At 63.6% G+C, this 24,677-nt stretch carries 20 protein-coding genes; 3 read left to right on the top strand and 17 right to left on the bottom strand.

The window, feature by feature from the left end:
- Positions 1-92 precede the first annotated feature (92 nt).
- On the top strand, positions 93-566 hold the full coding sequence (locus M2337_RS11290) for an Lrp/AsnC family transcriptional regulator (RefSeq protein ID WP_181559673.1): 474 nt from the start codon (positions 93-95) through the stop codon (positions 564-566).
- A 104-nt stretch (positions 567-670) separates the two neighbouring features.
- Here M2337_RS11290 and M2337_RS11285 read toward each other — a convergent pair whose 3' ends face one another.
- Positions 671-1,975, bottom strand: a complete 1,305-nt coding sequence (locus M2337_RS11285) for a hypothetical protein (protein WP_264570310.1) — start codon at positions 1,973-1,975, stop codon at positions 671-673.
- Between the two features lie 306 nt (positions 1,976-2,281).
- Here M2337_RS11285 and gyrA point away from each other — a divergent pair, with 306 nt between their 5' ends.
- Complete coding sequence (gyrA, locus tag M2337_RS11280; RefSeq protein WP_264570309.1) at positions 2,282-4,993, top strand: DNA gyrase subunit A; 2,712 nt, start codon at positions 2,282-2,284, stop codon at positions 4,991-4,993.
- Positions 4,994-5,043: 50 nt separating this feature from the next.
- Here the strand turns inward: gyrA and alr are convergent, their stop codons facing one another.
- The 15 genes from alr to M2337_RS11205 form a co-directional block, all read right to left on the bottom strand.
- Positions 5,044-6,090, bottom strand: coding sequence for an alanine racemase (gene alr, locus M2337_RS11275; RefSeq protein WP_264570308.1), 1,047 nt, complete (start codon positions 6,088-6,090; stop codon positions 5,044-5,046).
- Between the two features lie 84 nt (positions 6,091-6,174).
- A complete protein-coding gene (locus M2337_RS11270; RefSeq protein ID WP_264570307.1) occupies positions 6,175-8,862 on the bottom strand; it encodes a TonB-dependent receptor plug domain-containing protein in 2,688 nt (895 codons plus the stop codon).
- Positions 8,863-9,237: 375 nt separating this feature from the next.
- Positions 9,238-10,428 (bottom strand): non-hydrolyzing UDP-N-acetylglucosamine 2-epimerase, encoded by a 1,191-nt coding sequence (gene wecB / locus M2337_RS11265; protein WP_264570306.1) that lies wholly within the window; start codon positions 10,426-10,428, stop codon positions 9,238-9,240.
- A gap of 152 nt (positions 10,429-10,580) precedes the next feature.
- Positions 10,581-12,257 (bottom strand): formate--tetrahydrofolate ligase, encoded by a 1,677-nt coding sequence (locus tag M2337_RS11260; RefSeq protein ID WP_181559667.1) that lies wholly within the window; start codon positions 12,255-12,257, stop codon positions 10,581-10,583.
- An 87-nt stretch (positions 12,258-12,344) separates the two neighbouring features.
- Entirely contained in the window at positions 12,345-13,211 is an 867-nt protein-coding gene (locus tag M2337_RS11255) for a methylenetetrahydrofolate reductase (protein ID WP_264570305.1), read from the bottom strand.
- Between the two features lie 92 nt (positions 13,212-13,303).
- A complete protein-coding gene (ligM, locus tag M2337_RS11250) occupies positions 13,304-14,719 on the bottom strand; it encodes a vanillate/3-O-methylgallate O-demethylase (protein WP_181559665.1) in 1,416 nt (471 codons plus the stop codon).
- A 345-nt stretch (positions 14,720-15,064) separates the two neighbouring features.
- Positions 15,065-15,607, bottom strand: coding sequence for a VOC family protein (locus M2337_RS11245; RefSeq protein ID WP_264570304.1), 543 nt, complete (start codon positions 15,605-15,607; stop codon positions 15,065-15,067).
- Between the two features lie 13 nt (positions 15,608-15,620).
- Entirely contained in the window at positions 15,621-16,337 is a 717-nt protein-coding gene (locus M2337_RS11240) for an alpha/beta fold hydrolase (RefSeq protein WP_264570303.1), read from the bottom strand.
- 18 nt (positions 16,338-16,355) lie between these two features.
- Positions 16,356-17,369, bottom strand: coding sequence for a zinc-dependent alcohol dehydrogenase family protein (locus tag M2337_RS11235; RefSeq protein ID WP_264570302.1), 1,014 nt, complete (start codon positions 17,367-17,369; stop codon positions 16,356-16,358).
- Between the two features lie 50 nt (positions 17,370-17,419).
- Positions 17,420-18,178: a glutathione S-transferase family protein gene (locus M2337_RS11230; RefSeq protein ID WP_264570301.1), complete on the bottom strand. Its 759-nt coding sequence runs from the start codon at positions 18,176-18,178 to the stop codon at positions 17,420-17,422.
- A gap of 12 nt (positions 18,179-18,190) precedes the next feature.
- Positions 18,191-18,940 (bottom strand): SDR family NAD(P)-dependent oxidoreductase, encoded by a 750-nt coding sequence (locus M2337_RS11225; RefSeq protein WP_264570300.1) that lies wholly within the window; start codon positions 18,938-18,940, stop codon positions 18,191-18,193.
- Between the two features lie 27 nt (positions 18,941-18,967).
- Positions 18,968-19,435: a protein tyrosine phosphatase family protein gene (locus tag M2337_RS11220; RefSeq protein ID WP_264570299.1), complete on the bottom strand. Its 468-nt coding sequence runs from the start codon at positions 19,433-19,435 to the stop codon at positions 18,968-18,970.
- Positions 19,436-19,492: 57 nt separating this feature from the next.
- Entirely contained in the window at positions 19,493-21,007 is a 1,515-nt protein-coding gene (locus M2337_RS11215; RefSeq protein ID WP_181559658.1) for an aldehyde dehydrogenase family protein, read from the bottom strand.
- A gap of 268 nt (positions 21,008-21,275) precedes the next feature.
- Complete coding sequence (locus M2337_RS11210; RefSeq protein WP_264570298.1) at positions 21,276-22,922, bottom strand: GMC family oxidoreductase; 1,647 nt, start codon at positions 22,920-22,922, stop codon at positions 21,276-21,278.
- Positions 22,923-22,934: 12 nt separating this feature from the next.
- Entirely contained in the window at positions 22,935-23,564 is a 630-nt protein-coding gene (locus M2337_RS11205) for a gluconate 2-dehydrogenase subunit 3 family protein (RefSeq protein ID WP_264570297.1), read from the bottom strand.
- Positions 23,565-23,742: 178 nt separating this feature from the next.
- Between M2337_RS11205 and M2337_RS11200 the strand changes: the two genes are divergently transcribed.
- On the top strand, positions 23,743-24,084 hold the full coding sequence (locus tag M2337_RS11200; RefSeq protein ID WP_264570296.1) for a YdeI/OmpD-associated family protein: 342 nt from the start codon (positions 23,743-23,745) through the stop codon (positions 24,082-24,084).
- Between the two features lie 51 nt (positions 24,085-24,135).
- Here M2337_RS11200 and M2337_RS11195 read toward each other — a convergent pair whose 3' ends face one another.
- Positions 24,136-24,612 (bottom strand): DUF892 family protein, encoded by a 477-nt coding sequence (locus M2337_RS11195; RefSeq protein WP_264570295.1) that lies wholly within the window; start codon positions 24,610-24,612, stop codon positions 24,136-24,138.
- Between the last annotated feature and the right edge of the window lie 65 nt (positions 24,613-24,677).

The following is a 24,677-nucleotide window of genomic DNA, read 5'->3' as shown; positions in this document are numbered from 1 at the left end:
GTTAAAAAATGGGACGTTGCATTGTGGGACAATTACGTTGCAGCGACATTATATGTCTGCAAGAACATCTACCGTGAAAGGAAATGTCCTCTATGCCCGGTAGTTCGCTGGATGAGACCGACGTCAAATTGCTCGACCTGCTTCAGGAGGATGGCCGCCTGACCAATGTCGAGCTGGCACGGCGCGTCGGTCTGACCGCCCCGCCCTGTCTGCGCCGGGTGAAAAGCCTGGAGGATCGCGGCTTCATCGCCTCCTACCACGCCCATCTCGATCCGGTCGCCTTGGGCTACACGACGACAGTGTTCGCCATGGTCAGCCTGAAAAGTCAGGCGGAAGAGGATTTGCAGGCATTCGAGGCCCATGTCGCGGCGCTGCCGGAGGTCCGCGAATGCCACATGCTGAACGGCGAGATCGATTTCATCCTCAAGGTGGTGGCGCAGGACCTGCGCAGCTTTCAGCAGTTCCTCACCTCGCAGCTGACGCAAGCGCCCAATGTGGCCAGCGTGAAGACGTCGTTGACGATCCGCACGTCCAAGAACCTGCCAGGGGTGCCGGTCGGCCGCTGAGCCCGGGCGTGGCTGAGGGCTGAGGCAGTCCGTCCAACGCCCAATAAAAATGCCGGCGACAGAGCCGCCGGCATTCTAACTTTTTTCAATCGAACCGCAGGGGTTCAGGCGTTGGAGCTGTTAAGCCAAACCGTCCAGAGGTCGGCGGTCCGCTTGCGCACGCCGGTGCCGCTGACCTTGCCGAATGCCTCGAGAGCGCCGGCCTTGTCGCCCGACCGTGCCAGCGCAATCCCGAGGCGCGTGTTCACCTCATCCGCATCCACGCCGCCCTTCTGCAGCGCCAGGCGATACAAGGTGACGGCCTTGGCATTGTCGCCATAGCTCATGAAGGCGCTGGCAGTGTTGGCGGCGGGCTTGCCGGTGGCGGCAGACGCGGCGCTCTTCTCCGAGGTTGCCAGCGATGCGCGATCCTGCGTGATCCCGCTGGTCGCGACCTGATAGAGGTCGGACAGCGTGGTGCCGCTCAGCACACCGCTGGAGCGCCCCTGATCGATCACTGCCTTGACCTCGCCGGGCAGGCCGAGGCGATTGGCCGCCTCCGCATATTCATTGTAGTTATAGGCGCTCTTGAGCGACTTGGTGGCCGCCATCAGGCGCATGATGTCGATGCTCTCGTCGCGGGTGGCATTGGGATATTCGTCCTGCAACATCCGCAGCACCAGCGCCCAGTTGTCCGGCGTGCCGCTGACCGGCAGTGCCAGCTTGGTCCAGTCGGAGAGCGTGGGCGACTTGGCGAACACCGCCATGCTCAGGCCCTTGTTGTACCAGCTTGCATCGACAGGCTGGCCAGATGCCTTCTGCAGTTCGATCGCGCGCTTGAGGTGCGGCAGGCCCTGCTCCACCTTCGCCATGCCGGCATCGGTGAACTGGTTGTTGACGATCTGGTCCTGCGCCTCGTTGAAATAGGTGTTGGCGATCAGCACGTCGGGCGTGGGGCCTCCGTACCCGCCGTCGATGGCCGACTGGAAGTGCGTACGGGCCTGATCATATTGCTTGGCGTTGAAGGCGAACTGGCCAACGAAATAGTGGAACTTCGCCACTTCGGTCGCTGGCGTCATGCCGGAGTCGATCATCGCTTCCAGAGCCTGGCGCTGGATGGCCTCATCCTTCTGGTTGATGCCGACCTGCAGCAGCAGGCTGCCGAAGAAGTAGCGATCGTCGGGCTTCGTCGCCGTGGACTGGATCTCGTCCAGTTTCGCCTTGGCGCCCGCAAAATCCTGCTTCTTCACCAGCTCCTGGGCTTCGACCGCTCCCTTCTGGAAGCCGCGGCTCAGCGAAATTTTGGGTGCCGAACTCTGTTCGGCCTGCTTGCCATCCCGGCTCTGCGCCGATGCGGGAGCCGTTGCGAAGGCGCCCGCCGCAAACGCGGCCAGGGTGATCGTAAGAGCAGTGGTATTGAACAGACGCATCAAATATTCCTCCAGAACTAAGATCTCGGCCCCCAAGTCGCGGATCCCGCTGACTTCATGACCCTGCACTGCAGGATCACGCGTGAACGGGAATTGAATGTTGCTATAACCACCGTTCCGGGGCTTGTCATGAGGGCGCGATGCCGGTTGGTACGGGAAATCGGCAAGCCGTCGTGCTCCCGCCCCCATTCGGCTTCGACCGGTTCGAGACAGCGTGCAATTTTGCCCTTTTCTCTGGCCTTTTCTGCAGTCGCGGGCTAGTCACACCGCTTCGAGTTCCCACCACGTAATCATAAGAGAAAACGCTTGAGCGACGAGACAATCCTCGCCGAACCCTCGGATATCAGCCCGATCAACATCGTCGATGAGATGAAGTCGAGCTATCTCGACTACGCCATGTCGGTGATCGTGTCCCGCGCGCTGCCGGATGTGCGCGACGGGCTGAAGCCCGTGCATCGCCGCATCCTGTTCGGCGCCCACGAAATGGGCTTCACTTATAACAAGCCCTACCGCAAATCGGCCCGCATCGTCGGCGACGTGATGGGTAAATACCACCCGCACGGTGACAGTTCGATCTACGACGCATTGGCGCGTATGACGCAGGATTGGTCGATGCGCGTGCCGCTCATCGACGGTCAGGGCAATTTCGGCTCGATGGACCCGGATTCGCCGGCGGCCATGCGCTACACCGAGGCGCGCCTCGCCAAGGTCGCCAATGCGCTGCTCGACGATCTCGACAAGAACACGGTCGATTTCCTGCCGAACTACGATGGTAGCGAGAGCGAGCCGCAGGTGCTTCCTGCCCGCTTCCCGAACCTGCTGGTCAACGGCGCCGGCGGCATCGCGGTCGGCATGGCCACCAATATTCCGCCGCACAATCTCGGCGAAGTCCTGCGCGCCTGCAAGGCGTACATGGATAACGGCGCGATCTCCGCCGAGGAGCTGATGGAAATCGTGCCGGGGCCGGACTTCCCGACCGGCGCGCTCATCCTCGGCCAGTCTGGCGCCCGCTCGGCCTATACGACCGGGCGCGGATCGATCATCATGCGCTCGCGCCATGTGATCGAGACGCTGCGCGGGGACCGCCAACAGATCGTCCTCACCGAAATTCCCTTCCAGGTCGGCAAGGCCGGTCTCGTCGAAAAGATCGCCGAGGCGGCCAAGGACAAGCGGATTGAGGGCATCTCGGACATTCGCGATGAATCCAACCGCGAGGGCGTTCGCGTCGTCATCGAGCTGAAGCGCGATGCCACGGCGGATGTGGTGCTCAATCAGCTCTGGCGGCACACGCCGGCGCAGTCGAGCTTCCCGGCCAATATGCTCGCCATCCGTGGCGGGCGGCCCGAGTTGCTGACGCTACGCGACATCATCGAGGCGTTCGTGCGCTTCCGTGAGGAAGTCATCACGCGTCGGACCAAGTTCGAGCTGGCCAAGGCACGGGACCGCGCGCACATCTTGCTCGGCCTCGTCATTGCAGTCAGCAATCTCGATGAAGTCGTGCGCATGATCCGCGGGGCGAGCAGCCCGGCGGCGGCCCGCGAGGCGCTGCTGGCGCGCGCTTGGCCGATCGGGGACATCGCGCCCTATCTCAAGCTGGTCGAAGCGGCGGATGATGAGCCCTCGGGCAGCGTCTATCATCTGTCGGACGCGCAGGTTCGCGCCATTCTCGATCTGCGCCTGCACCGGCTGACGGCGCTTGGCCGCGACGAGATCGGCAACGAGCTCAAGGGGCTGGCCGATGCGATTGCCAGCTATCTCGAGATCCTCGCCAGCCGCGTTCGCCTGTTCGAGGTGATGCGCGCAGAGTTCGACGCGATCGAAGCTGAATTCGCCACGCCGCGTCGCTCCACCCTCGCCCCCGCTGCCGACGGCATTGAGGATGAGGATTTGATCGAGCGCGAAGACATGGTCGTGACCGTGACCATGTCCGGTTACATCAAGCGCACGCCGCTCGATACCTTCCGCGCCCAGAACCGCGGCGGCAAGGGCCGCGCCGGCATGGCGACGAAGGAAGAGGATGTCGTCACCGAGCTGTTCGTGACCTCCACGCACACGCCGGTGCTGTTCTTCTCGACGCTGGGCAAGGTCTATCGCCTCAAGGTCTGGCGCTTGCCGGAAGGCGGGCCGGCCACACGCGGACGTCCGATGGTCAACCTGCTGCCGCTGGCCGAGGGCGAGACCATCCAGACGGTGCTGCCACTGCCGGAAGACGAGAATGAATGGGCGCAGCTCCATGTCATGTTCGCCACGGCCAAGGGCAGCGTGCGCCGCAACAGCATGGATGCGTTCGCGAATATCCCCTCGAACGGCAAGATCGCGATGAAGTTTGAGGGTGAGGACGCCGATGACCGCCTGATCGGCGTCGCGCTCCTCAGCGAAGAAGATGACGTGCTGCTGGCCTCCCGCCAGGGCAAGGCGATCCGGTTCCGCGGCGATGATGTGCGCGAGTTCCAGAGCCGCAACTCCACCGGTGTGCGTGGCATGACGCTGAAGGAAGGCGACGAGGTCATCTCGCTCTCCGTGCTCCAGCGCGCCGGCATTCAGGACATGGAAGAGCGCGAAGAATATCTGCGCTTCGCTCCATGGAAGGGCGAGAAGGAGGGCGAGCCGAAGATGGCTGCCGACCGTTTCGAGGCCCTGCGCGCCCGCGAGCAGTTCATCCTGACCGTCTGCGCCAATGGCTATGGCAAGCTCTCCTCGGCCTTCGAGTATCGCCGCACCGGGCGTGGTGGCCAGGGCATCACCAACATCGACAATATCGAGCGTAACGGCCCGGTCGTGGCGAGCTTCCCGGCGACCCGCGAGCATCAGCTCATGCTGGTGACCGATCAGGCCAAGCTCATCCGCATGGGGCTCAGCAGTTTGCGCGTGATCGGCCGTGGTTCTGCGGGCGTGCGCCTGTTCGACGTGGCGCAGAACGAGCATGTCGTGAGTGCCGCGCGGATTGAGGAAAGCACGGACGAGGTCGAGGCGGACATGCCGGCGGCCGAGGGCGAGGCCTCCGACACCGCGGAATGAAGAACAGGCCCGTCAGCGTTGCCTTGAGCGCGTTGGCGGGCGGTTCATAACTAAACCCAGCGCCGCTCGAACCGCTGGCCCAGTCCGGTCAACAACTCATATTGAGACAGACCGGTGTGCGCTGAGGCGGTGGGCAGATCATAGTCCACCTCCAGCCAGTCCCCTTCCTCCAGATCCGGTGCCGCGCTGACATCGACGGCGATCAGATCCATGGAGACGCGCCCCAGCAGCGGCAGCCGCTCTCCGCCATGGAGCATCGCCCCTCCCCCGGCAAAAGCGCGCAGATAGCCGTCTGCGTAGCCAAGATTGACGATCGCCGTCTCGACGGGCGCCTTCGCGGTGAAGGTCGCGCCATAGCCCACTGTTTCGCCAGCTTCGACCCGGCGCCGCTGGAGGATCTGCGCATGGGGACGCACGACCGGGCGGATATGGCCGGTCGCAGCCAGGGTCGGCAGGCCGCCATAGAGCGCGAGCCCGGGCCTGGTCAGATCGAAAGCGTAATCGCTCCCAAGCAAAATGCCGGCGCTGTTGGCCAGGCTGTACCGCCGCGCCGGCACCTGCTGCCGCACGGCCTCAAAGCGCGCGCGCTGCACCGCGTTCAGACCGGACGTTTCATCGGCGCAGGCGAGGTGGCTGCAGAGTGTCTGGATCTCCAGCCCATCCAGCACGCCAGCGCCAAGCTCATCGGGGCGCAGGCCAAGCCTGTTCATGCCGGTATCGATCATGACATCGCACGGGCCGCCGCCTGCAGCTTTCCATCGGGCGACTTGCGCGGCACTGTTCAGCACCGGTCTTGCCGGTACCGCCAGCGCAAAGGGGAGGTCTTCAGAACGCGCCCCGTGCAACACACTGAGCGATGCGCCTTCCAGCAATGGCAGCAGAGCCGCCGCTTCCTGCCATGTCGCGACGAAAAAATCCCGACACCCGGCGGCCAGCAGATGCTGAAGAACCTCGGTCGCGCCGAGCCCGTAACCATCGGCCTTGAGGGCTGCCCCGCAGGCTGCCGCCCCACTCTGCCCTGCCAGCCACCGCCAGTTTGCGATCAGCGCGTCACGATCCAGATGCAGGGCCAGCGGCGATGAGGGACAGTCGATCATGTCGGCGGGGTAGCGCGCTCGCCCCTGCCCGTCGAGAGCAATCCGGCCACCCGCGCCCTGCTGGAGGGCACGGGTGACACAGAGTTAGAACGCCTTGCGGACTGTCAGCGAGACAAACCGGCCGAGCGGGTTCGCCACAGTCGAGTCATAGACCTGGTTGTTGGCGATCGCCGCAAAGGGCGGTGCGGCGTCGAACAGGTTCAGCGCACTCAGCGAGAAGGACAGGCCGCTCAGCACGCCGTCCGCCTTGGGCACGTCGTAGGTCAGCGTCAGATCGACCGTCGTGTAGGAGTCGACCGACTGCGATGGCGCGATGGTGCCCACCGTGTTGGTGTAGGCATTGGTATAGTTGACGAACATCGTGGCGCCGAAATTGTCGCCACGCCACCCGAGATTGGCGCGGCCACGGAACCGCAGCGGGAAGTTAGCCAGGTTCAGTCGGTCCACCGTTGGCGAGGTCGGGCCGGTCGCTCGCCCATAGCTGAGCAGATAGGTGCCCGAGACGCCGATATTGGCCGATCCACCGCCCAGATCGAACGCATAGTTGGCGAGGAAATCCAGCCCGTCCATCTTGATGCGCCCGACATTGTTGCGGCGGGCATCGACAATGGCATCGACATCGGAAGCTGCAATGATCGCCGGCGGCGCCCAGGGCAGATCGTAAATCGCGTTCACCTGCGCGACGGTCGGGTTGAAGGTCACGAACGGCGCGTAGGCCGGGTCGGTGAAGACCTGCACGCTGAACACCGGCGCTGTCTCGATCACGTCCTTATAATCGATGTTGAAGTAATCCAGCGACGCAGTGAAGCCGCTGCTCGGCGGGGTGAACTTGACGCCAACCGACCAGGTCGTGGCCTTCTCAGGCTTGAGATCGGCATTGCCGCCGACATATTCGATCACATTGCCGAACGGCCCGAAATTGGGGATCGAAAACACCGTCGCCGTACTGGCGGGGTTGGTATCGGACAGCGTCGGCGCCCGGAATGAGGTGCCGTAGCTGGCATGAGCCGAGACGCCCGGCACGGGATCGTAGCGAATGCCAAACTTCGGATTGGTCGTTCCGCCGACGTCGCTATAGTGATCATAGCGGCCGGCAATGTTCAACTCGAGCCGATCGATGCCCGGCATGGCATTGGCCGCACCGACCAGCGGCACGTTCACCTCCGCAAAGGCCGACCAGACGTCGCGAGAGCTGGCGGTATCGCCAAAGAGGTTGATCTGCGAGAGCGACGGCCCGTTGATATTCTCGGCGGCGGTGTTGCGGTAATAATCATGGTGGAACTCGCCGCCCACCGCCATGCGCACCGCGCCGCCGCCGATGTTGAAGAGCGCACCGTCCGTCTTCACGTTGACGAGGTCGACCGTGTAGAGGCCGGTCACGTCGAAGAAGGCGACAAGGCGGTCGATCTGATCACGACTGTTTTGACCCGTCCCGTAGACGTTCAGGGCCGTCGCGGGGTTGGAATCGGCCAGCGCGGCGGAGAGCAAAGCCGTGTTCAGGAAACCGTCCGTCTTGGCGCCGCCTTCCGTGGCGCCATGGGAGCCGTAGATGGAAAGCTGCCAATTGCCATCCAGCGAATAATCGAACCCGGTCGCCAGCTGGTAGGAGCTTTCGTAGATGTTGCCCTGGATCGGCCCATATTCGTTAAAGGCATATTCGACGATCTGCGAGGTCTGCCCCGGCGCGAACTCGATGAAATAGGGATTGCTGCTCGGTACGGGCGTCGCGGCGCCCAGCGTCAGAGACCCCGCGCGCTGGTTCAGGGTCCGCTTGGAGTAAAAGCCGCTGGCCCACATCTTGAGCGCAGGCGTCAGTTCCTGATCGAGGCGGCCAATGACGCTCCAGCGCTTGAGCTGCGGCAGAAGATCATTGTTCACATAGCTTTGCTGGAAGTTGGGCGCCGTAGACAGATTCGCCGGTGTCAAATTCTCGCCGCTGCCCCCCGGAAGCCCATAACGGGTGAAGGTCGCGGGATCGATCACATTGCCCGGCGAGCTGGTGAAGGCGCAGTTGTTCAAGCCCCCAAAAGCACGCTGATCGCACTGGAACAGCTCGGCGCGATCTTCTTGGCGCAGGCGGCTGTGGTAATAATAGTCGCCGGCAATCATCACCGAGCCGGTGTCCCACTTCTTGCCGAGGATGGCATTGCCCTGCCATTCGTCATAGCCATCAGCGAAGCCGTAACGCGCGCTGGCCTCCAGCCCGTCGAAGTTGCGGCGCAGGATGAGGTTGGCAACGCCCGCGACAGCATCCGAGCCGTAAGTGGCCGAGGCGCCGTCTGCCACAATGTCGATCCGTTCGAGCGCAATGGCCGGGATCACCGAGGCATCGAAGAGCTGGCCGGCAACACCGCCCGGAGGGGCGCGGCGGCCATCGAGCAAGGTGAGCGTCGCCTGCGTGCCGAGGCCGCGCAGGTTAACGCCATTGGCGCGGGTGCTGTTGAGCGTCGCGCTGTTGACGTTGGTGCCCAGCGTGGCTTCGCCCGGCCCCAAGGCGGACACCTGCGGAATGGTCTTGAGGATATCCGATGTCGTGGCCAGCCCCGTGTCGCGGATTTCCTGCTGACCGACTGCAATCACCGAGGAACCCACCGGCGCAACCCCGCGCAACTGGGTGCCGGTCACCACAATGTCAGCGGTGTTCGCGGCATCATCCTCGGACTGATTGGTCTGTGCGGTGCCCGTCTGAGCGCTGACACCCTGCGACGCAACAAGCGCAGCAAACGACACGAAGCCAAGCGCAGATGCGCGCCGGAAGCCATTTTTGGCCATGATCCTCCCCAATATGACAGCGCGATCGGCCCTACTGTCGATCGTCAATATCGACTTACGAAAATGAATACACTTTGTCTAAGCATTTTTGCAATCGATTGCTCCGACAAATGCAACTACTTTAGATTGTGTCGGATTCTGCTGCTTGATTGGTGGATGACCTGCTCCTTTCCGTTGACTTGGTGAAGGAGACGAATCGAACTGCGTGGAAGGGACATATCGGGGATTCCAATCAGCCCTGCATTGCGAATCCCATATAAACCGCCGGTAAGCGAGGTGCAGGCCGTTCGCCCGACTTCCACAATGACTCGCACGCCATGGACCCGGCCAGGTTATTCGCCTCGATCGCAGACGAGATCATGATGCAAGCCGCGCTCAGGGCGCGCTCGGCACCTGGGAAACCGATTGCAGATTTCCCAGACTGGGCACCACCACCCATCGCGCTGCGGCTTCCTCGGCCAGCACTGCAGCGATGCGCGCGGCGGCTTGGCCATCCCCGAAAGGACTATGGGCATGGGCCATGGCGGCATAGGCTTGGGGGTCGTCCAGCAACCGGGTTACTTCGGCGACAATTCGATCGGGCGCGGTGCCGATCAGACGCGCGGTGCCGGCCTCGATGCCCTCTGGCCGTTCGGTCGTCTCCCGCATAACCAGCACCGGTTTGCCGAAGCTGGGCGCTTCTTCCTGGATACCGCCACTATCGGTCAGCACGAGGGAAGCTGCATCGAGCAGGCCCACAAATCCTGGATAATCCAGCGGCTCAATCAGCGCGACATTCTCCAGGCCGGAAAGCGCGGGCTCCAGCGTGGCGCGGACCTGTGGATTGGGATGGACCGGCCAGATGATGGCCACATCGTCGCGCTGGGCGACGGTGCGGATGGCGGCGGCAATGTTCGAGAGCCCCTGCCCCAGATTCTCCCGCCTGTGGCTGGTGACGATGACGATCCGGCGCCCTGAAAAGCGCCGCAGCACGGGGGCGATCGAGCCCGCCAAAAAAGGCTGCTCCCGCAGCCTGCCCTGAGTCGCGAGCAAGGCATCCACCACCGTGTTGCCCGTCACGATGATCCGCCCTTGCGTATGCTCGGCTTCCAGCGCTGCCGCGGCCCCCCGTGTCGGGGCGAAATGCAGATTGGCCGCGCATGCGATGATGCGGCGATTCACCTCTTCGGGCCATGGGTTGTAGATATCGCCGCTGCGCAAGCCGGCCTCGACATGCCCGACCGGAATGCGACGGTAATAAGCCGCAAGGGCGGCCATCATCGCCGTCTTGGTATCGCCGTGGACCAACACCCTGTCGGGCCGTTCGGCGTCAAACACGGCGCCCAAGGCGAGGATGAGCCGCGCCGTCAACGTGTCGAGCGTCTGGTCCGGCGCCATGATGTCGAGATCGAAGTCCGGCAAAATCCCAGCAAGGTCGAGAACCTGGTCGAGCAACGCCCGATGCTGTGCGGAAACGCAGACTTTCGTCTCGATCTGCGGCAGAGATTTCAGCGCATCATAGACAGGAAACATCTTGATGGCTTCGGGCCTCGTGCCGAAAACCAGCATCACTTTATAGCGCACCATCGTTCGCTTGCCCCCCACAGACAAGGCCTGTCTAACCGATGGTTAATGCATGGTAAACATTTGTTAACCGGAAAAGAAAATGGCCCGCCAGCAACGCCGACAGGCCAATCTCTCAAAGCAGGAGGCCGCTAGCCTCCTTCAATCTTAATTGATCAGAACAGACCTTCGATCTGCCCCTTGTCGTCCAGACGGATGAAGTCCGCCGACGGCGTCTTGGGCAGGCCGGGCATGCGCATGATATCGCCGCACACCGCGACGATGAACTCGGCGCCTGCCGACAGGATCACGTCGCGCACCGGCACGACATGGTTGGTCGGCGCACCGCGCAGGCTCGGGTCGGTCGAGAAGCTGTACTGCGTCTTGGCCATGCAGACCGGCAGATGGCCATAGCCATCGGCTTCCCAGCCCTTGAGCTTGTTGCGTACGCTGCTGTCGGCGGTCACTTCGCTAGCGCGGTAGATGCGCTTGGCGATCGTGTCGATCTTGTCGAACAGCGAGAGGCCGTCCTCGTAGATCGGTGCGAAGTTGGACGAACCGCCCTCAGCGAGGGCGACAACCTTGCGGGCCAGCTCTTCGGTGCCCTTCGAGCCATTGGCCCAGTGGCTGCACTCGACCGCCTCGGCGCCAGCGGCTTCCGCGATCTCCTGAACGACAGCCATTTCCTCGGCCGTGTCGGTGACGAACTGGTTGATCGCGACGACCACGGGCACGCCGAACTGACGGACGTTCTCGATGTGACGGGCGAGGTTGACGCCGCCCTTGCGCACCGCGTCCGGGTTTGCCGTGCCAAGATCGGCCTTGTCGACGCCGCCATGCATCTTGAGCGCGCGGATGGTGGCCACGATGACGGCCGCGGAGGGCTTCAGGCCGGCCTTACGGCATTTGATGTCGAAAAACTTCTCGGCGCCAAGGTCAGCGCCGAACCCGGCTTCGGTCACCACATAGTCGGCGATCTTGAGCGCCGTCTTGGTGGCGAGCACCGAGTTGCAGCCATGCGCGATGTTCGCAAACGGGCCGCCGTGGATCAGCACGGGGTTGTTCTCGAGCGTCTGCACGATGTTGGGCTGCAGCGCGTCCTTGAGCAGGACTGTCATCGCGCCCGAGGCGTTTAGCTCGCGCGCCAGCACGGCCTTGCGGTCGCGGGTGTAGCCGGCGTGGATGTTACCGAGGCGACGCTCCAGATCCTTGAGGTCCGAAGCGAGGCAAAGGATTGCCATGACTTCCGACGCCACGGTGATGTCAAAGCCGTCCTCGCGGGGGTAGCCGTTGGACACGCCACCGAGCGAGTTGACGATCGAACGCAGCGCGCGGTCGTTCATGTCCAGCACGCGACGCCACGCGATACGGCGCGGATCGAGGCCGAGCTTGTTGCCCCAGTAGATGTGATTGTCGATCAGCGCAGCGAGCAGGTTGTTCGCCGAGGTGATGGCATGGAAGTCGCCGGTGAAGTGGAGGTTGATGTCCTCCATCGGCACGACCTGCGCATAACCGCCGCCGGCAGCACCGCCCTTGACGCCGAAGCACGGGCCGAGCGACGGCTCACGCAGCGCAGCGACCGTCTTCTTGCCGATGGCGTTCAGGCCGTCAGCAAGGCCGACTGTCGTGGTGGTCTTGCCCTCGCCTGCCGGCGTCGGATTGATCGCGGTGACGAGGATGAGCTTGCCATCCTGATTGCCCTGGACGCTGTTGATGAAGTCCCAGGACAGCTTGGCCTTGTACGGGCCGTAGTTCAGCAGCGCGTCCTGCGGGATGCCGACCTTTGCGCCGACCTCGGCGATGTTCTGCATCTTCGCTTCGCGTGCGATTTCGATGTCGGAGCCTTGAGCCATGATTCTCCTAGCCTTTCCATGATACGGCCCGGAACGGGCCGACCGTCTTTGTCCGAAATTAATTGAGCGGCAGCGGACGCGAGCGCGTCAGATACCCTGCTTGCCCTTGAAGTTCACGATCCACTCGTTGGTCTTCACCAGACCGCCGAACGGATAGAAATGAAGGTGAACCTTGCCATGTTCCTCGCCCAGCGCGGGGACGAGATCGGCGATCACCGGATCGGGACCGGCGCTGCCGATCAGGCTGGTGATCGAGAGGCCGTACTTCTTCACGACCTTGGCGGAAGTGCCGACGCCGCAGCGGGCGGCAAAGCGGAGCAGCGTCTTGATCGAGGCCGGACCGGCAAGGCCGATGCGCACGGGGCCGTCAATGCCCTCGGCGCGGATCTGCTTGAGCCAGTCGAGCACCGGATCGGCATCGAAACCGAACTGGGTCATGATCGAATAGTCGATCCCCTGCTCCTTGAGCGAGGCAACCTTGTCATGCATCGCCTTGACGAGCTTTTCGTTGGTGATGTCCGGGTGACCTTCGGGATAGCCGGAGATGCCGACATGCTGGATGCCATATTCCTTGAGCGTGCCCGAGGAGATCACGGCCAGCGCGTCGTCATAGGGCCCGAGCGGTTCGGAAGGATCGCCGGCGATCACGAACACATGCTTGAGGTCGATCTGTGCGGCGAGCATGTCGAGGAAGCGGTTGAGGTCTTCCTTTACCAGCAGGCGCCGTGCGGAAATGTGCGGAACCGGCTTGAAACCGAGGTCCTGAATGGCCCGAGCCGCGCGGACGCGATCCTCGAACTCGGCACCCGGCAAGAAGGTGCAGGAAATGAGCGTACCCTGCGGGATCATGTGCGCGGCATTCTGCAGCGCTTCCACGTCCTTGGGCGTGATTTCGAGCGAGTAGTCTTCAAACAGCCGCGCCAGTGCGGTCTTGTCCAGGGTTGCCGTAGCCATGAAAAGTCCTCGCCTCGATTGGGGCTTATAGTGTCTTCGGAAGGTCGTCGGGGCGGCCACCCCGTAGGATGGCCGCCCGCAACGGATCAGGATCAGGCGTCGACGCGAGCGCTGCGCCAGCCGCCTTCGTACGTCTCGCGCGCGGTCACCGAGTAGGGAACCGGGCTCACGACGGCACGAACAGCGATCTGCTTGTGCGGCTCGACGGTGGACTTGCGCGTGCCACCATTTTCCTCGCCCCACAGAACCGTCAGCTCGGTGCCAACCGGGATCTCATGGTCGATCGTCGCGAGCGAAAGCGCGCGCTTCTCGTTGTACGAGTAGCCGGTGAACATCGAGATGCCGACCGTGTTGCCAGCGGCGTCGAGGACGGCGTCGGCATTGGTGTTGGCATAGTTGGCCAGCGGCAGGTCGAAGAACTTGTAGTGCGAGTCGGCGTCGGCATCGAACAGCGAACCGTAAATCTTCGCCATGTCGTCGCCGTTCCAGGCCAGCGTGACCTTCTTGCGCTGCGTCGAAGCATCGAGGGCTTCAAGCGCTTCGCGGCCGATGAAGTCGTGGTCGAACTTCACGAACGGACCGTAACCGATCTCATAAGGATTGGTGTAGTAGTCCTCGATGTTGTTCGAGACGAACGAACCGCCGATCGCGCCGGTGGCTTCGTAGCTCTTGGCCGGCAGCCACTCACGATAGGCCTTCAGCTTCTCGCCGGTGTAGATGGCCGGCAGCGGGCTCGGGATCCAGCCGGATTCCAGCGTGTTCGAGGGATAAGCGCGCGAACCGACCTGCACCAGGCCAAGATCCTTGCCAGCCTCGACGATGGCGCCGCGGATGTCTTCCATCTCTTCGTACGGACCCCAGATTTCGAGGCCCGGCGCACCGGCCATGCCGTGACGGAGCGTGCGCACCGAGCGGCCAGCGATGTTCATGGTGGACATGTTGAAGAAGCGGAGCTGCTCGAGCTTGCCGCCATGCAGCTTCTCGATCACGTCCCAGGCGTTCGGGCCCTGGATCTGGAAGCGCCAGTAGCTACGGTTGACGGGCTTGCCCATCGGACGCGAAGGCGAACGGTCGTCATAGACGATCTCGACGTCGTAGCCGCCGGTCTCGGCATGGTACTGCAGCCAGTTGGCAGCCGGCGCACGGCCGACATAGCAGAACACTTCGGGCTCTTCCCAGAAGATGATGCCGTCGCCAATGACGTGGCCATAAGGCGTCACGGGCACATACTGCTTGGCCTTGTTGACTTCCCAGCCCTTGGGCGAGTTGATCATCGTATCGGTCAGGAGCTTGAGCGCGTCCTTGCCCTTGATGAACAGGTTGACCATGTGGTGCGACTGATCGAACAGCACGGCAGCGTTGCGCCAAGCCCACTGCTCGGAGCGCCAGTTGGAGAATTCCGGAGCAACGACCGGATACACATAGGCGCCGATCTGGCTGTTGCGCAGCATTTCCACCGGGTTGCCGGCGGCGTTGAGCACTTGCTCAAGATTGGTAGGGTTGGACATCAGAGAGCCTCTCCATTTGGATCGCGAGAAACAAGGGTCTGCGTTCGACGAGAACGTCGAATCGATGGACGGGCGGAACATACGAAATTTTGTATGTTACACAAACGAAAAATTGGAAGGCCGCCCAGACCCTCCGGCGCAGAAATTAGCGAATTGATAGGGATTTATCACCTCGCAATGGCGTCAAAAAAATGCACGTTCATGCTGCACCAGCGAACCAGTTTCCGGCCCCATCGGAGCCGGTTCCCACGGATCGCCGGTTCATGCCATTTCCACGGCGCGGGGTATCATGTCTAGCCATGTTGCTGCGCAATATGATTGAGGTCGCGCGGGGCCTAAACCGGCTCACAGGAAGGGCCGGATGGGGTCGCGGCCATCCCAATCCTGCGTCTGCTCCCAAAAGGTGGTGAAGCCGGCATCCATGCCCCCCGTTGCCGGAATCAGCTCGACGAAGCCCGGCGCGCCCGGCCCGCCCTCGAAGAACGCGACAGAGCCACCAGTCGGAACCGGCGCCCGCTGGACCAATGTTTCCCCACGCGCGATCCGGCGCGCCACCTCGTCCTCGATGTCCTCGCGCGCGACGCCAAAGTGATGGAAGCCATAGCCGACGCGATCGATCGTCTCCTTGTAGACCGACGGATGGTCGTCCAAAGGCTGGATCAGCTCGATATTGGTCGAGCCGGCAAAGCTCATCGCGATGGCGCTGCTGCTCTTGCAGGTCTCGCCGCGATAGACATGATCCGGCCCCCCGAAGCTCGGGAGGACGAACCAGGGACCGACGCCGGTGCGCTCGATCCACCAGTCGATCGCCTGATGGATGTCGCGGACCACATAGGCCATCTGGCAGATGGTGCCGATGTCGCCGCCGAAGCCAAATTTCCTGGTCATCCGTCTCTCCTCTTCATTCTTGTTCTGCGATGGTCGCCAAAGCACCCGCGAGGGTTTCCGGCATGGAAATGAACGGGCTATGGTCGCTCTGGAGCGTGGTCACACTGCGGCAAGGCAGCACCGCCTGCATCGCGCGTTGCACGTCCAATGGAAAGGTCCGGTCCTGAGCGCATTCGATGTAATGGCGCGGTACGCGGCCAAAGCGAGCGGCAGTGAGGCGCAGCGCTGTCCCGAATGGCCTGACCGGCTCGTCGATGAGGCGCGCGACCGATTGCCGCTGGTCCTCAGGACTGCAAAGCTGATAGAAGAATTCCGCCGCCTCCGCTGGGTCGAACCGCAAGCCAAGGCCTGCATGGACCGGGCTGAGCGCGGCGCCGAAACGGCCCGTCTCCATCGAGCGCCCGATCACGTCATACAGGCTTTTGCCGTCGGGGATGAGCGCGCCGCTGATATAGACCAACGCTGCGAACGCCTCCGGCGCCAGTTCGGCCGCCTGACTGGCGACGATACCGCCGCGACTATGGGCGCACAGGATCACCGGCGCAGGCTGACGCCGGGCCTCCCCAACGATAAACTGCGCCCAGCCCTCCAGCGAGACCTGCGCCATGGCGCGCGCAGCGCCACCGGCACCCGGCAGGTCGAGCGCGATCATGCTGTGCCCGGCCCGCCCCAGCGGCGCGCGCAGACGCTCGGAGCACGACCCGCTATGCCAGGCCCCGGGTATGAACATGAAGCGGGCCACGCGATCTCAGCGAACGTCGATCACCACCTTGCTGAAATGTTCCGAACCGCTGCCATGCGCGAAGGCCGCCTTGGCATCCTCGAATGCATAACGGGCGCCGATGACCGGCTTGATGCCGTTGACGTCGATTGCCGCAGCCAGTCGCCGCGCCATGCCGCGCGAGCCGACGAAAATACCCCGCAGCGTGCCGCCGACGAACATCAGGCCTGATGGGTTAGGCCCGCCAACGGGATTGAGCACGCCGATCAGTGCAACCTCACCATTGTGGCGCAGTGCGGCCATGCTTTGCTGCACCGTGCCGGCACCGCCGACCTCGACAACCTTGTCGACGCCGCCCATCGTGGTGGAGACATGCTGACCCCAGTCCTCGATCTCGCGATAGTTGATGAGATGATCGGCCCCCAGCGCCTTGGCGCGCTCCAGCTTGGCGTCGCTGGAGGAGGTAATGATGACCTCGCAGCCCGCCGCCTTGGCGAGTTGCAGCGCGAGGATCGACACCCCGCCGGTGCCAAGCAGCAGCACGCGTTCGCCGGGTTTGACCGGCCGTGGGCCTTCAAACAGCGCGTTCCAGGCCGTCACACCGGCGCAGGGCAGGCAAGCCGCCTCGGCATAGCTGAGCGACTTGGCGATGGGGACCACGCCCTGCTCAGGCAGAACGACCACTTCGGCGAGCATCCCGTCAGCGCCTGCCGCACCGAGCGCAAGGCCCGCAGCCGGATTGGGCGGGCCATCGTCCCAGCTCTGGAAGAAGGTGCCGGCCACCCGGTCGCCCGGCTTGAACTGCGTCACACCCGCACCCACGGCAATGACTTCGCCAGCCCCGTCGGAAAGCGGGATCGTCGGGCTGGGCACGGGACCGCCGAGATAGCGCCCGAGCACCACCGCCTGATCGCGATAGTTGAGCGAACAGGCATGAACCCGGATCGCCACCTGACCGGGGCCGGGCGCGGGCTGATCGCGCTCGACCAGATGAAGATCGTCGATCGAGGTGGCCCCCGCCGCCAGTTGCCATGCACGCATCGTCAAACTCCTTCACTCATCTCAATTCACTGTGTTGCCGGCTACAGCGCCTAGCGGTCGCCAGACCAGGTCCGCAGGCCCGGCGCGGTGCGATCTTCGCTGGCCAGCGCCTCGGCGACGGCCGGGCGCGCCTTCGCCCGCTCGCGCCAATCGACGATCCGCGGATAGTTGGTCGTAACATCCAGCTCCGGGAACATCCGCTCTACCATCGCGCCGCAATGGCTGAAGAAATTGATGTCCGCCGTCGTGTACATCTCGCCGGCCAGCCAGGGCGTCTCACCAAGCTGGGCCTCGATCTTGCGCAGCGCATAGATGATCTTATCGGTCGCGTTGGCGAGGTCCGTCTCGGAAAAGCCAGAGCGCGCGGTCGCCCATTTCTTGCGCTGATCGGGGAGCGGAATATGCTCGAGCAACTTCTCGAACTCGCCATTCTCGATGTTGCGGGCAATCACGCCGACGAGCCGGTGCCAGCCATGCATGGAGACATAGTTCATGACATGCTCGTCCACAAACTTGTTCCAGTAGCGCACCTTGGTCTTGCCGAGCGGATCGTAGGGCATCAGCGGGACTTCGGGAAAGACGTCTTCCAGATACTCGTTGATGACGGTCGTGTGGGTGATCACGGCGCCATTATGGACCAGCACCGGCACCTGCCCCTCCGGGTTGATCGCCTTGAACCAGTCCGAATGCTGCTCGAACTTGTGGAGATCGACATAGATCGATTCATAAGCCAACCCCTTCTCCTTCAAGGGGATCATCGACTTGAGCGAATTGGCCAGCGGCTCGGCGTGGTAATATTTGAGCGTCATCCTGAGGGTTCCTTAAACTTCGAGCGTATCGAGCACGCCGCCATCGACTGCCCAGTTCTGCGCCGTCACATGACTGGCAGCCGGTGAGAGGAGGAAACAGGCGACCTCCGCCAGTTCATCGGCGCTGCCCATCCGGCGCTGGGGCACGCGCTGGTTGATGCGCGCGGCTTGCTCGGGCGGGATCAGGTCGAAGGCCGGGGTCTCGATGAAGCCGGGAACGATGCAGTTGCACCGCACGCCCTGTGGCGCCAGTTCGACGGCGATGGCGCGCGAGAGCCCAAGTACGCCATGTTTGGACGCGACATAAGCCGGGTTCATCGCCATGCCGCGCTTGCTGGCCATCGATCCGGTGACGAGGATGCTGCCCTCGCCCGCTTCCACCATTCCCGGCGCGAGCGCCTGGATCGCCCAGAAGACGCTGGTCAGATTGACACGGATCACCTCGTCGAACAGCTCGGGCGAATAGGCCAGCGCCGGCGCGAAGTTGCCCGCGAGCCCGGCATTGGCGAACAACCCATAAGCCGGCCCGAAATGCCCCACGGCCTCTGCCAGCGCGGCTTCAAGCGCGGCTTTGTCACCGACATCGGCGGCGAAGGCAGCGGCATGATCGCCAATGGCCCGGGCCTGATCGGCCAGCGCCTCTTTGCGTCGCGCGAGCATGGAAACCCTCGCGCCACGGGTGGCGAGCATCCGCGCCGTCGCCAGTCCTATGCCACTGGATGCGCCGGTGACGATCACATGCCGCCCCGCAAAGTCTGTCATGGCCTCTCTCCTCTCCCTGCGCACCGTCTAGCGCGGCGCGATGATCTCGATCCATGGCCCAAGGTCCGGGCTGCTCCCGGTCTTCGCCATGTCGGCAGGATCCCATATCTGCGTCATCAGCGCCCGTGCTTGTTCGTCGGCGACGCCGAGCACATCACGGCGGTAGCGATAGACGAAGGCCGAAACGCGCCAGTTCATGATGCAGTGGATATGCACCGGCGCGTCATCGGCCTCCAGCGCCGCGACGAACGCCTGATAATGCTGCTCGGTCGGCGCATCGAACGGGATGGGGATATGCGTATAACGCAGCCCTGCCCCGGCCATCTCCGCGGCTTCATTCGGCAGGGCCTCCGGGTGACTGTCCAGCGCGAGATTGATGACCTGGCGCACGCCAATCTCGGCAAGGCGCGCAGGATCGCCCGACTGAAGTCGCCCGGACGTCGTGATCCGCGCATCGACGCGCAGAAAGTTCCGGATGTCGTCCGGGTCCGCCATGTCCCTCGACCGATCTCGCCCCCCTCCCCGGCTGAGGAGGGGGCGCTCATTTGTGAGTTAGAGGGCGATGATGACCGACTTAAGCTCGGTATAGGCCTCGACGCCCTGACGGCCCTGCTCGCGGCCAAGGCCGCTTTCCTTATAACCACCGAACGGCAGCGCGGGGTCGATCATCGAGTGGCAATTGCCCCAGATCGTGCCGGCCTTCAGCTTCGCGGCCAGCTTGTGCATGGCCGAGAGATCCTTGGTCCAGATGCCGGCCGCAAGGCCGAAGCTCGTATCGTTCGCCTGTCGCGCGACTTCATCCAGATCATCGAAGCGCTGGGCCACGACGACGGGGCCGAAGATCTCCTCGCGCACCACGCGCATGTCCGGCTTCACGTCCACCAGCACGGTCGGGTTGACATAATAGCCGCCCTCGCTCGCCGGCGCATCGCCGCCGACGGCGACAGAGGCGCCCGCCTTCTTGCCGTCCTCGATATAGCCCATCACCCGTTGCATCTGCTCGTCGCTGACCAGCGGCCCCATATGCGCATCGGGATCGAGGCTGGCGCGCGGCTGCCAGAATGCGGAGGCTTCCACGAAGTTCTCCAGCACGCTGTCGAACACGCTCTTGTGCGCATAAAGCCGCGAGCCGGCCACGCAGACCTGGCCGGAATTGAAAAAGATCGCCTGCGCCGTGCCGGGGCCGACAACCTTGGGGTCGACGTCCGGCAGCACGATCACCGGCGACTTGCCGCCCAGCTCCAGCGTGACGCGCTTGAGGCTGTCCGTCGCGGTGCGGTTGATGATCTTGCCCACTTCCGTCGAGCCGGTGAAGGCCACCTTGTCGACATCGGGGTGCCGCACGAGCCGATCGCCGGCGGTATGACCGTTGCCGGTGATGATGTTCACGACGCCGGCTGGAATGCCGGCCTCGGCGATGAAGTCGGCCAGGCGCAGCGCGGTGAGCGAGGTTTGCTCGGCCGGCTTGAGCACCACCGTGCAACCGGCGGCCAGCGCCGGGCTGATCTTCAGCACCGCCATCAGCAGAGGGAAGTTCCACGGCACGATCTGCGCGGCGACGCCAATCGGCTCGCGGCGGACATAGCTGTGGAAAGCACCGCGCGGCGCGGACATGGGCTCGATCATCTCGCCGCCCAGCTTGGTTGCCCAGCCCGCCATATAATGCATCATGCCGATGGCACCGGGCACGTCGATGGCACCGGCCATGCCCTTTGGCTTGCCATTGTCGATGGCTTCCAGCTCGGCCAGTTCATCGGCATGGGCGCCCAGGATATCGGCGAGCTTACGCATCATCGTCTCGCGAACGATGGGCGGCAGGTCGGACCAGCGGCCATCGTCGAAAGCGCGGCGCGCGGCTGCCACGGCGCGATCGACGTCGGCATCACTCGCATCGACAAACCGGCTGATTTCCTTGCCGGAGCTGGGATCGATCACGCCCAGCGTCTCGCCGCCGGTGGAATCCACCCACTGCCCGTCAATAAACAGCTGCGGCTTGCGGGCGAGCGCCTTCTTGGCCGCTTCCGAATAGGGGAATTGCTCGAGCTTCACGTTGCTCATCTGGTTCATTCATCCAGCTCCTCTGTGAACCCGGCTCAGCGTGCCGGGCATATCATCTGCCCAGCGCGCTCCGACGCTTCTTGGCGGCGAACGAGCGCGCATGACCCAAATCATCGATCTCGACGACAGGTTTAGGACAAAGTCATGATGAGAGTCGATGGGGTGATTGCGGGAGCGTAGCGATAACCGTCATCGCCGCCATTCATGCAGTGCGGACGGGTCCAATAGGCCTGCCCAGGGGCCGTCCGATTTGTTCAGACGGCACCTGTGGCTGCGATCAGATCTGATTGGTCCGCGCGAACCGGGCGATATGTTCGGCCGCGCGGAAGGCGAGGGCCTCGATCGTCTGCGTGGGCTGACCGCGCCCGGACGTCACCATGCTCGATCCATCGCACAGGAACAGGTTCCGCACGTCATGGGTCCGGTGATATTTGTCGATGACCGACGTCTCCGGGTTATTCCCCATGCGGCAGGTGCCGAGCAGGTGGACGCCGCCGCGCCCTTCGCCCACTTCACTGCGGACGACCTGCGTCGCGCCGGCGGCATCCATGATCTCCACTGCCCGATCGGCCTGCCAGTTCGCATGCTTGGTGTCGTCAGGGTGATCCTTGTACGTCACCCGGATCGCCGGAATGCCCCACTCGTCCTTGAGTTCGGGGTCGATATCGACGCGGTTGGTCTCCTGCGCCAGCGACGTGCCGTGGCCCGAGCAGTTCATCCAATAGGTATAGGATTCCAGATATTCCTTGAATCCCGGCCCCCATGTCGGCGTGCCCTTGGGAACGCTCTGCCCCCAGGTGAGCGGGCCGCCCGAGCGCGCGTCGAACCCGCCGCCACCGTAGAAACCGCGCTTCTCGTCGGCGTCATAGAAATCGTGCAAGATGCGGGTGACGTTCGCGCCCTTATATTCGTTGAGCGGCTGATCGAACCGGGCCATCGCCCCGCCGCCCTTGTTGCACATTAGATAGCGTCCGACCTTGCCGCTGGAGTTGGCCAGCCCATCCGGGAAGGCATTGGTCGCGGAGTTGAGCAGCAGCCGCGGCGTCTCCGCACCATTGGCGCACACCACCACGGCGCGGGCATTCTGGAACTGCTCCTTACGATCCTTGTCGAAATAATGGACGCCGGTGGCGCGCCCGGCATCGTTCATGCCGATGCGGAACACGTAGCTCTCCGAGCGGATCTCGCAATTGCCGGTTGCCTCGGCCTCGGGGATCACCGTCCAGACCGAGGAGGACTTGGCCATCACCTCGCAGCCAAAGCCGCCGCACAGACCGCATTGCGCGCAAGGCGGCCTATCCTTGTAGATCACGGAATTGATCGCCAGCGGCGCCGGGAACGGATGCAGGCCGAGCTTGCGCGCCCCGCGCTCGAACAGCACGCCGGAAGATTTCACCGGCAGCGGCGGCATGGGATAAGGCTTGCTGCGCGGCGGGTCGAACGGGCTGGCACCGGCGAGACCGGACACCCCGACTTCCCATTCCACCATCGTGTAATAGGGTTCGAGTTCGGCATAGGTGATCGGCCAGTCGACCAGATCGGCGCCGGGAATGGAGCCCCACCGGCTGCCTTCGATAAAATCGATCTCGTGCAGTCGCCAGAAATTGGCGTTGAAATGCGCGCTGCTGCCGCCGACCACGCGGGCATAGGTCAGCGCATTCCGCTCCATGCGCTGCGCCGCCTTGCTCGGGTCGCTACGGAAGGTTTGCGGATTGGCCGTCGGGCTGTTGGTGATGCCGGACAGGTGCCGGTACTTCAGTTCGTCATGCTCGAACTCGTAGGCCTCCAGCCGAGGCCCCTGCTCCATCACCACGACGCTGTTGCCGGCGCGCGCCAGTTCCCGCGCCATGATGCCGCCCGAAGCGCCCGAGCCGACGACAATGAAATCGACTGTTTCGCTGGTCTTGTATGTCTTGCGATCCATGGGGCGCCTCCGTCAGGCCATGTAGGGCTTGGTGCCGGGATAGGGCTCGAACCCCGGATAATCCTTGTCGTAATAGCCGAAGGGCGGCTCCCAATAATGGCTGTCGACCACGCCGATCAGCTTGGTACCAACCCCCTCAAAATTGCCGCCATATTTGGGCATGGCGATGAGGCCGAGGACCGTGAGCCGACGCACCGCCAGGAAGAAGGGCGTCTTGTCGACCTCCTTGAGCCAGGCGATCTGCTGGGCGTCCGGCGCGGCGGAGAATGGCGCCTGCGTTCCATATTTCGCGGCATAGCCAGCGTTGAACTCGGTCAGGCCGGCCTTGAAGGACGGCCATTGCTCAGCAAAGAAACTGCCCATCGCATTGTCGATGAAGTAGACGATATGCGCATCCCGCGCGCCCGGCATGGCGCCGCCCGGCACGATCTGGTTGGCGATCGCATCGACATTGGCCGCTTCCGCAGGGTTCAGCGTCGTAAAGCTCGTATGCCCCTCGCCCGCTCCTGCGCCGCCATGACCATGCCCGACATGCTCTGCGGCGGACGCGATCTGTGGCCAGTTCAAGGTCACCCAGGCCGCGCTGGCCAGATTGCCGACGGCAGCGAGAAACTGGCGGCGTGAGGGGGAAGTCTGGGTCATAAGGCACTCCGAAACCGGCCGGAAAGTGCCATGATTGAGCGCTGCCAGGGGCTCGGAGGGAATACGTCAAACTACGCATTGCGAGGTCGCGCCGGGGCAGCGCAAATGCGGGTCCGCCCTACGCAGTCAGCGCTTCCTTCCCATTGAATTGGCCGGTCATCGCGGGCACCATGCGGCCATGGGTAATTTGGTAGGCAAGACGGCAGACGCATTTCCGCATGGCACCGTCCATCGGGCCGCAGACGATCTTCGGCACGCGCTAACCGCAGATGCCGATTTGCCCGCTCTCTGGGAAAAGCTGACCCCACTCGGCCGGAACGAGTTCATCTGCTGGGTGGAGGACGCCAAACAGGCGAAGACCCGCGAAAGGCGGATCCAGCGAACTTGCGAAGAACTGCGCGAAGGCAAGAAGCGGCCCTGCTGTTGGGCCGGGTGCATTCACCGGACGGACAAGGCCCCCGGGCGATGGCAGCAGGCGGTGCTCATCGATGGTAAGACCGGCAAAACGCCTCCCGCCTAGGCTCGCGCCATCGCCGCCTTCCAGACTCTTCTAGCCCGCAGAAGGGAGCCTTCAACCGGCGGCTTGCGTCACATCGAGCAGCAGCGTGCGGAACTGCTCGTCGGTGGCGTGGGCATGCGTGCGCATCGCGGTCAGAGCGTCCTGCGCACGATCATTGGATAGCCTGTTCGCAAGAGCGATGGCGGTCTCCAGGGAGACGGCATCGGCCGCCACGGCTTTTCGCACGGCGCCAATGATGGCGATGTCGCGTAACGACCCCTGCGGGATCGTCTCGGTATCGCGGTGGGCATCCTTGACGATGCCGCCCATCCAGAGGTTCTCAGCGGGATCGTCGATCGGCTCGAGCGCGTTGATCGCACGGGCCTGATCCCCCCAGCTGCGCGCCAGGGCATCGACAATCTGGGAGACCGGCAGGCCGACGGCAGCAGCGATTGAGGGCAAAGCCTCGGCGGCAAGAACCCGTCCTGCATAGAGGTCTTCCAGACAGACGGTCAGCAAGCTGGTCAGGTCGCGGGCTTGTGTGCTCATGCTGCTCCTCTCCGATGATGCAGCGGCGCGAGAGGCGCCGCCGATCATCCAACGATAGAGCGCGG

Source organism: Sphingobium sp. B2D3A (assembly GCF_025961795.1).
GTDB lineage: Bacteria > Pseudomonadota > Alphaproteobacteria > Sphingomonadales > Sphingomonadaceae > Sphingobium.
Note: the sequence above shows the minus strand (reverse complement) of the source record. Positions and strands in the feature narration are given on the sequence as shown.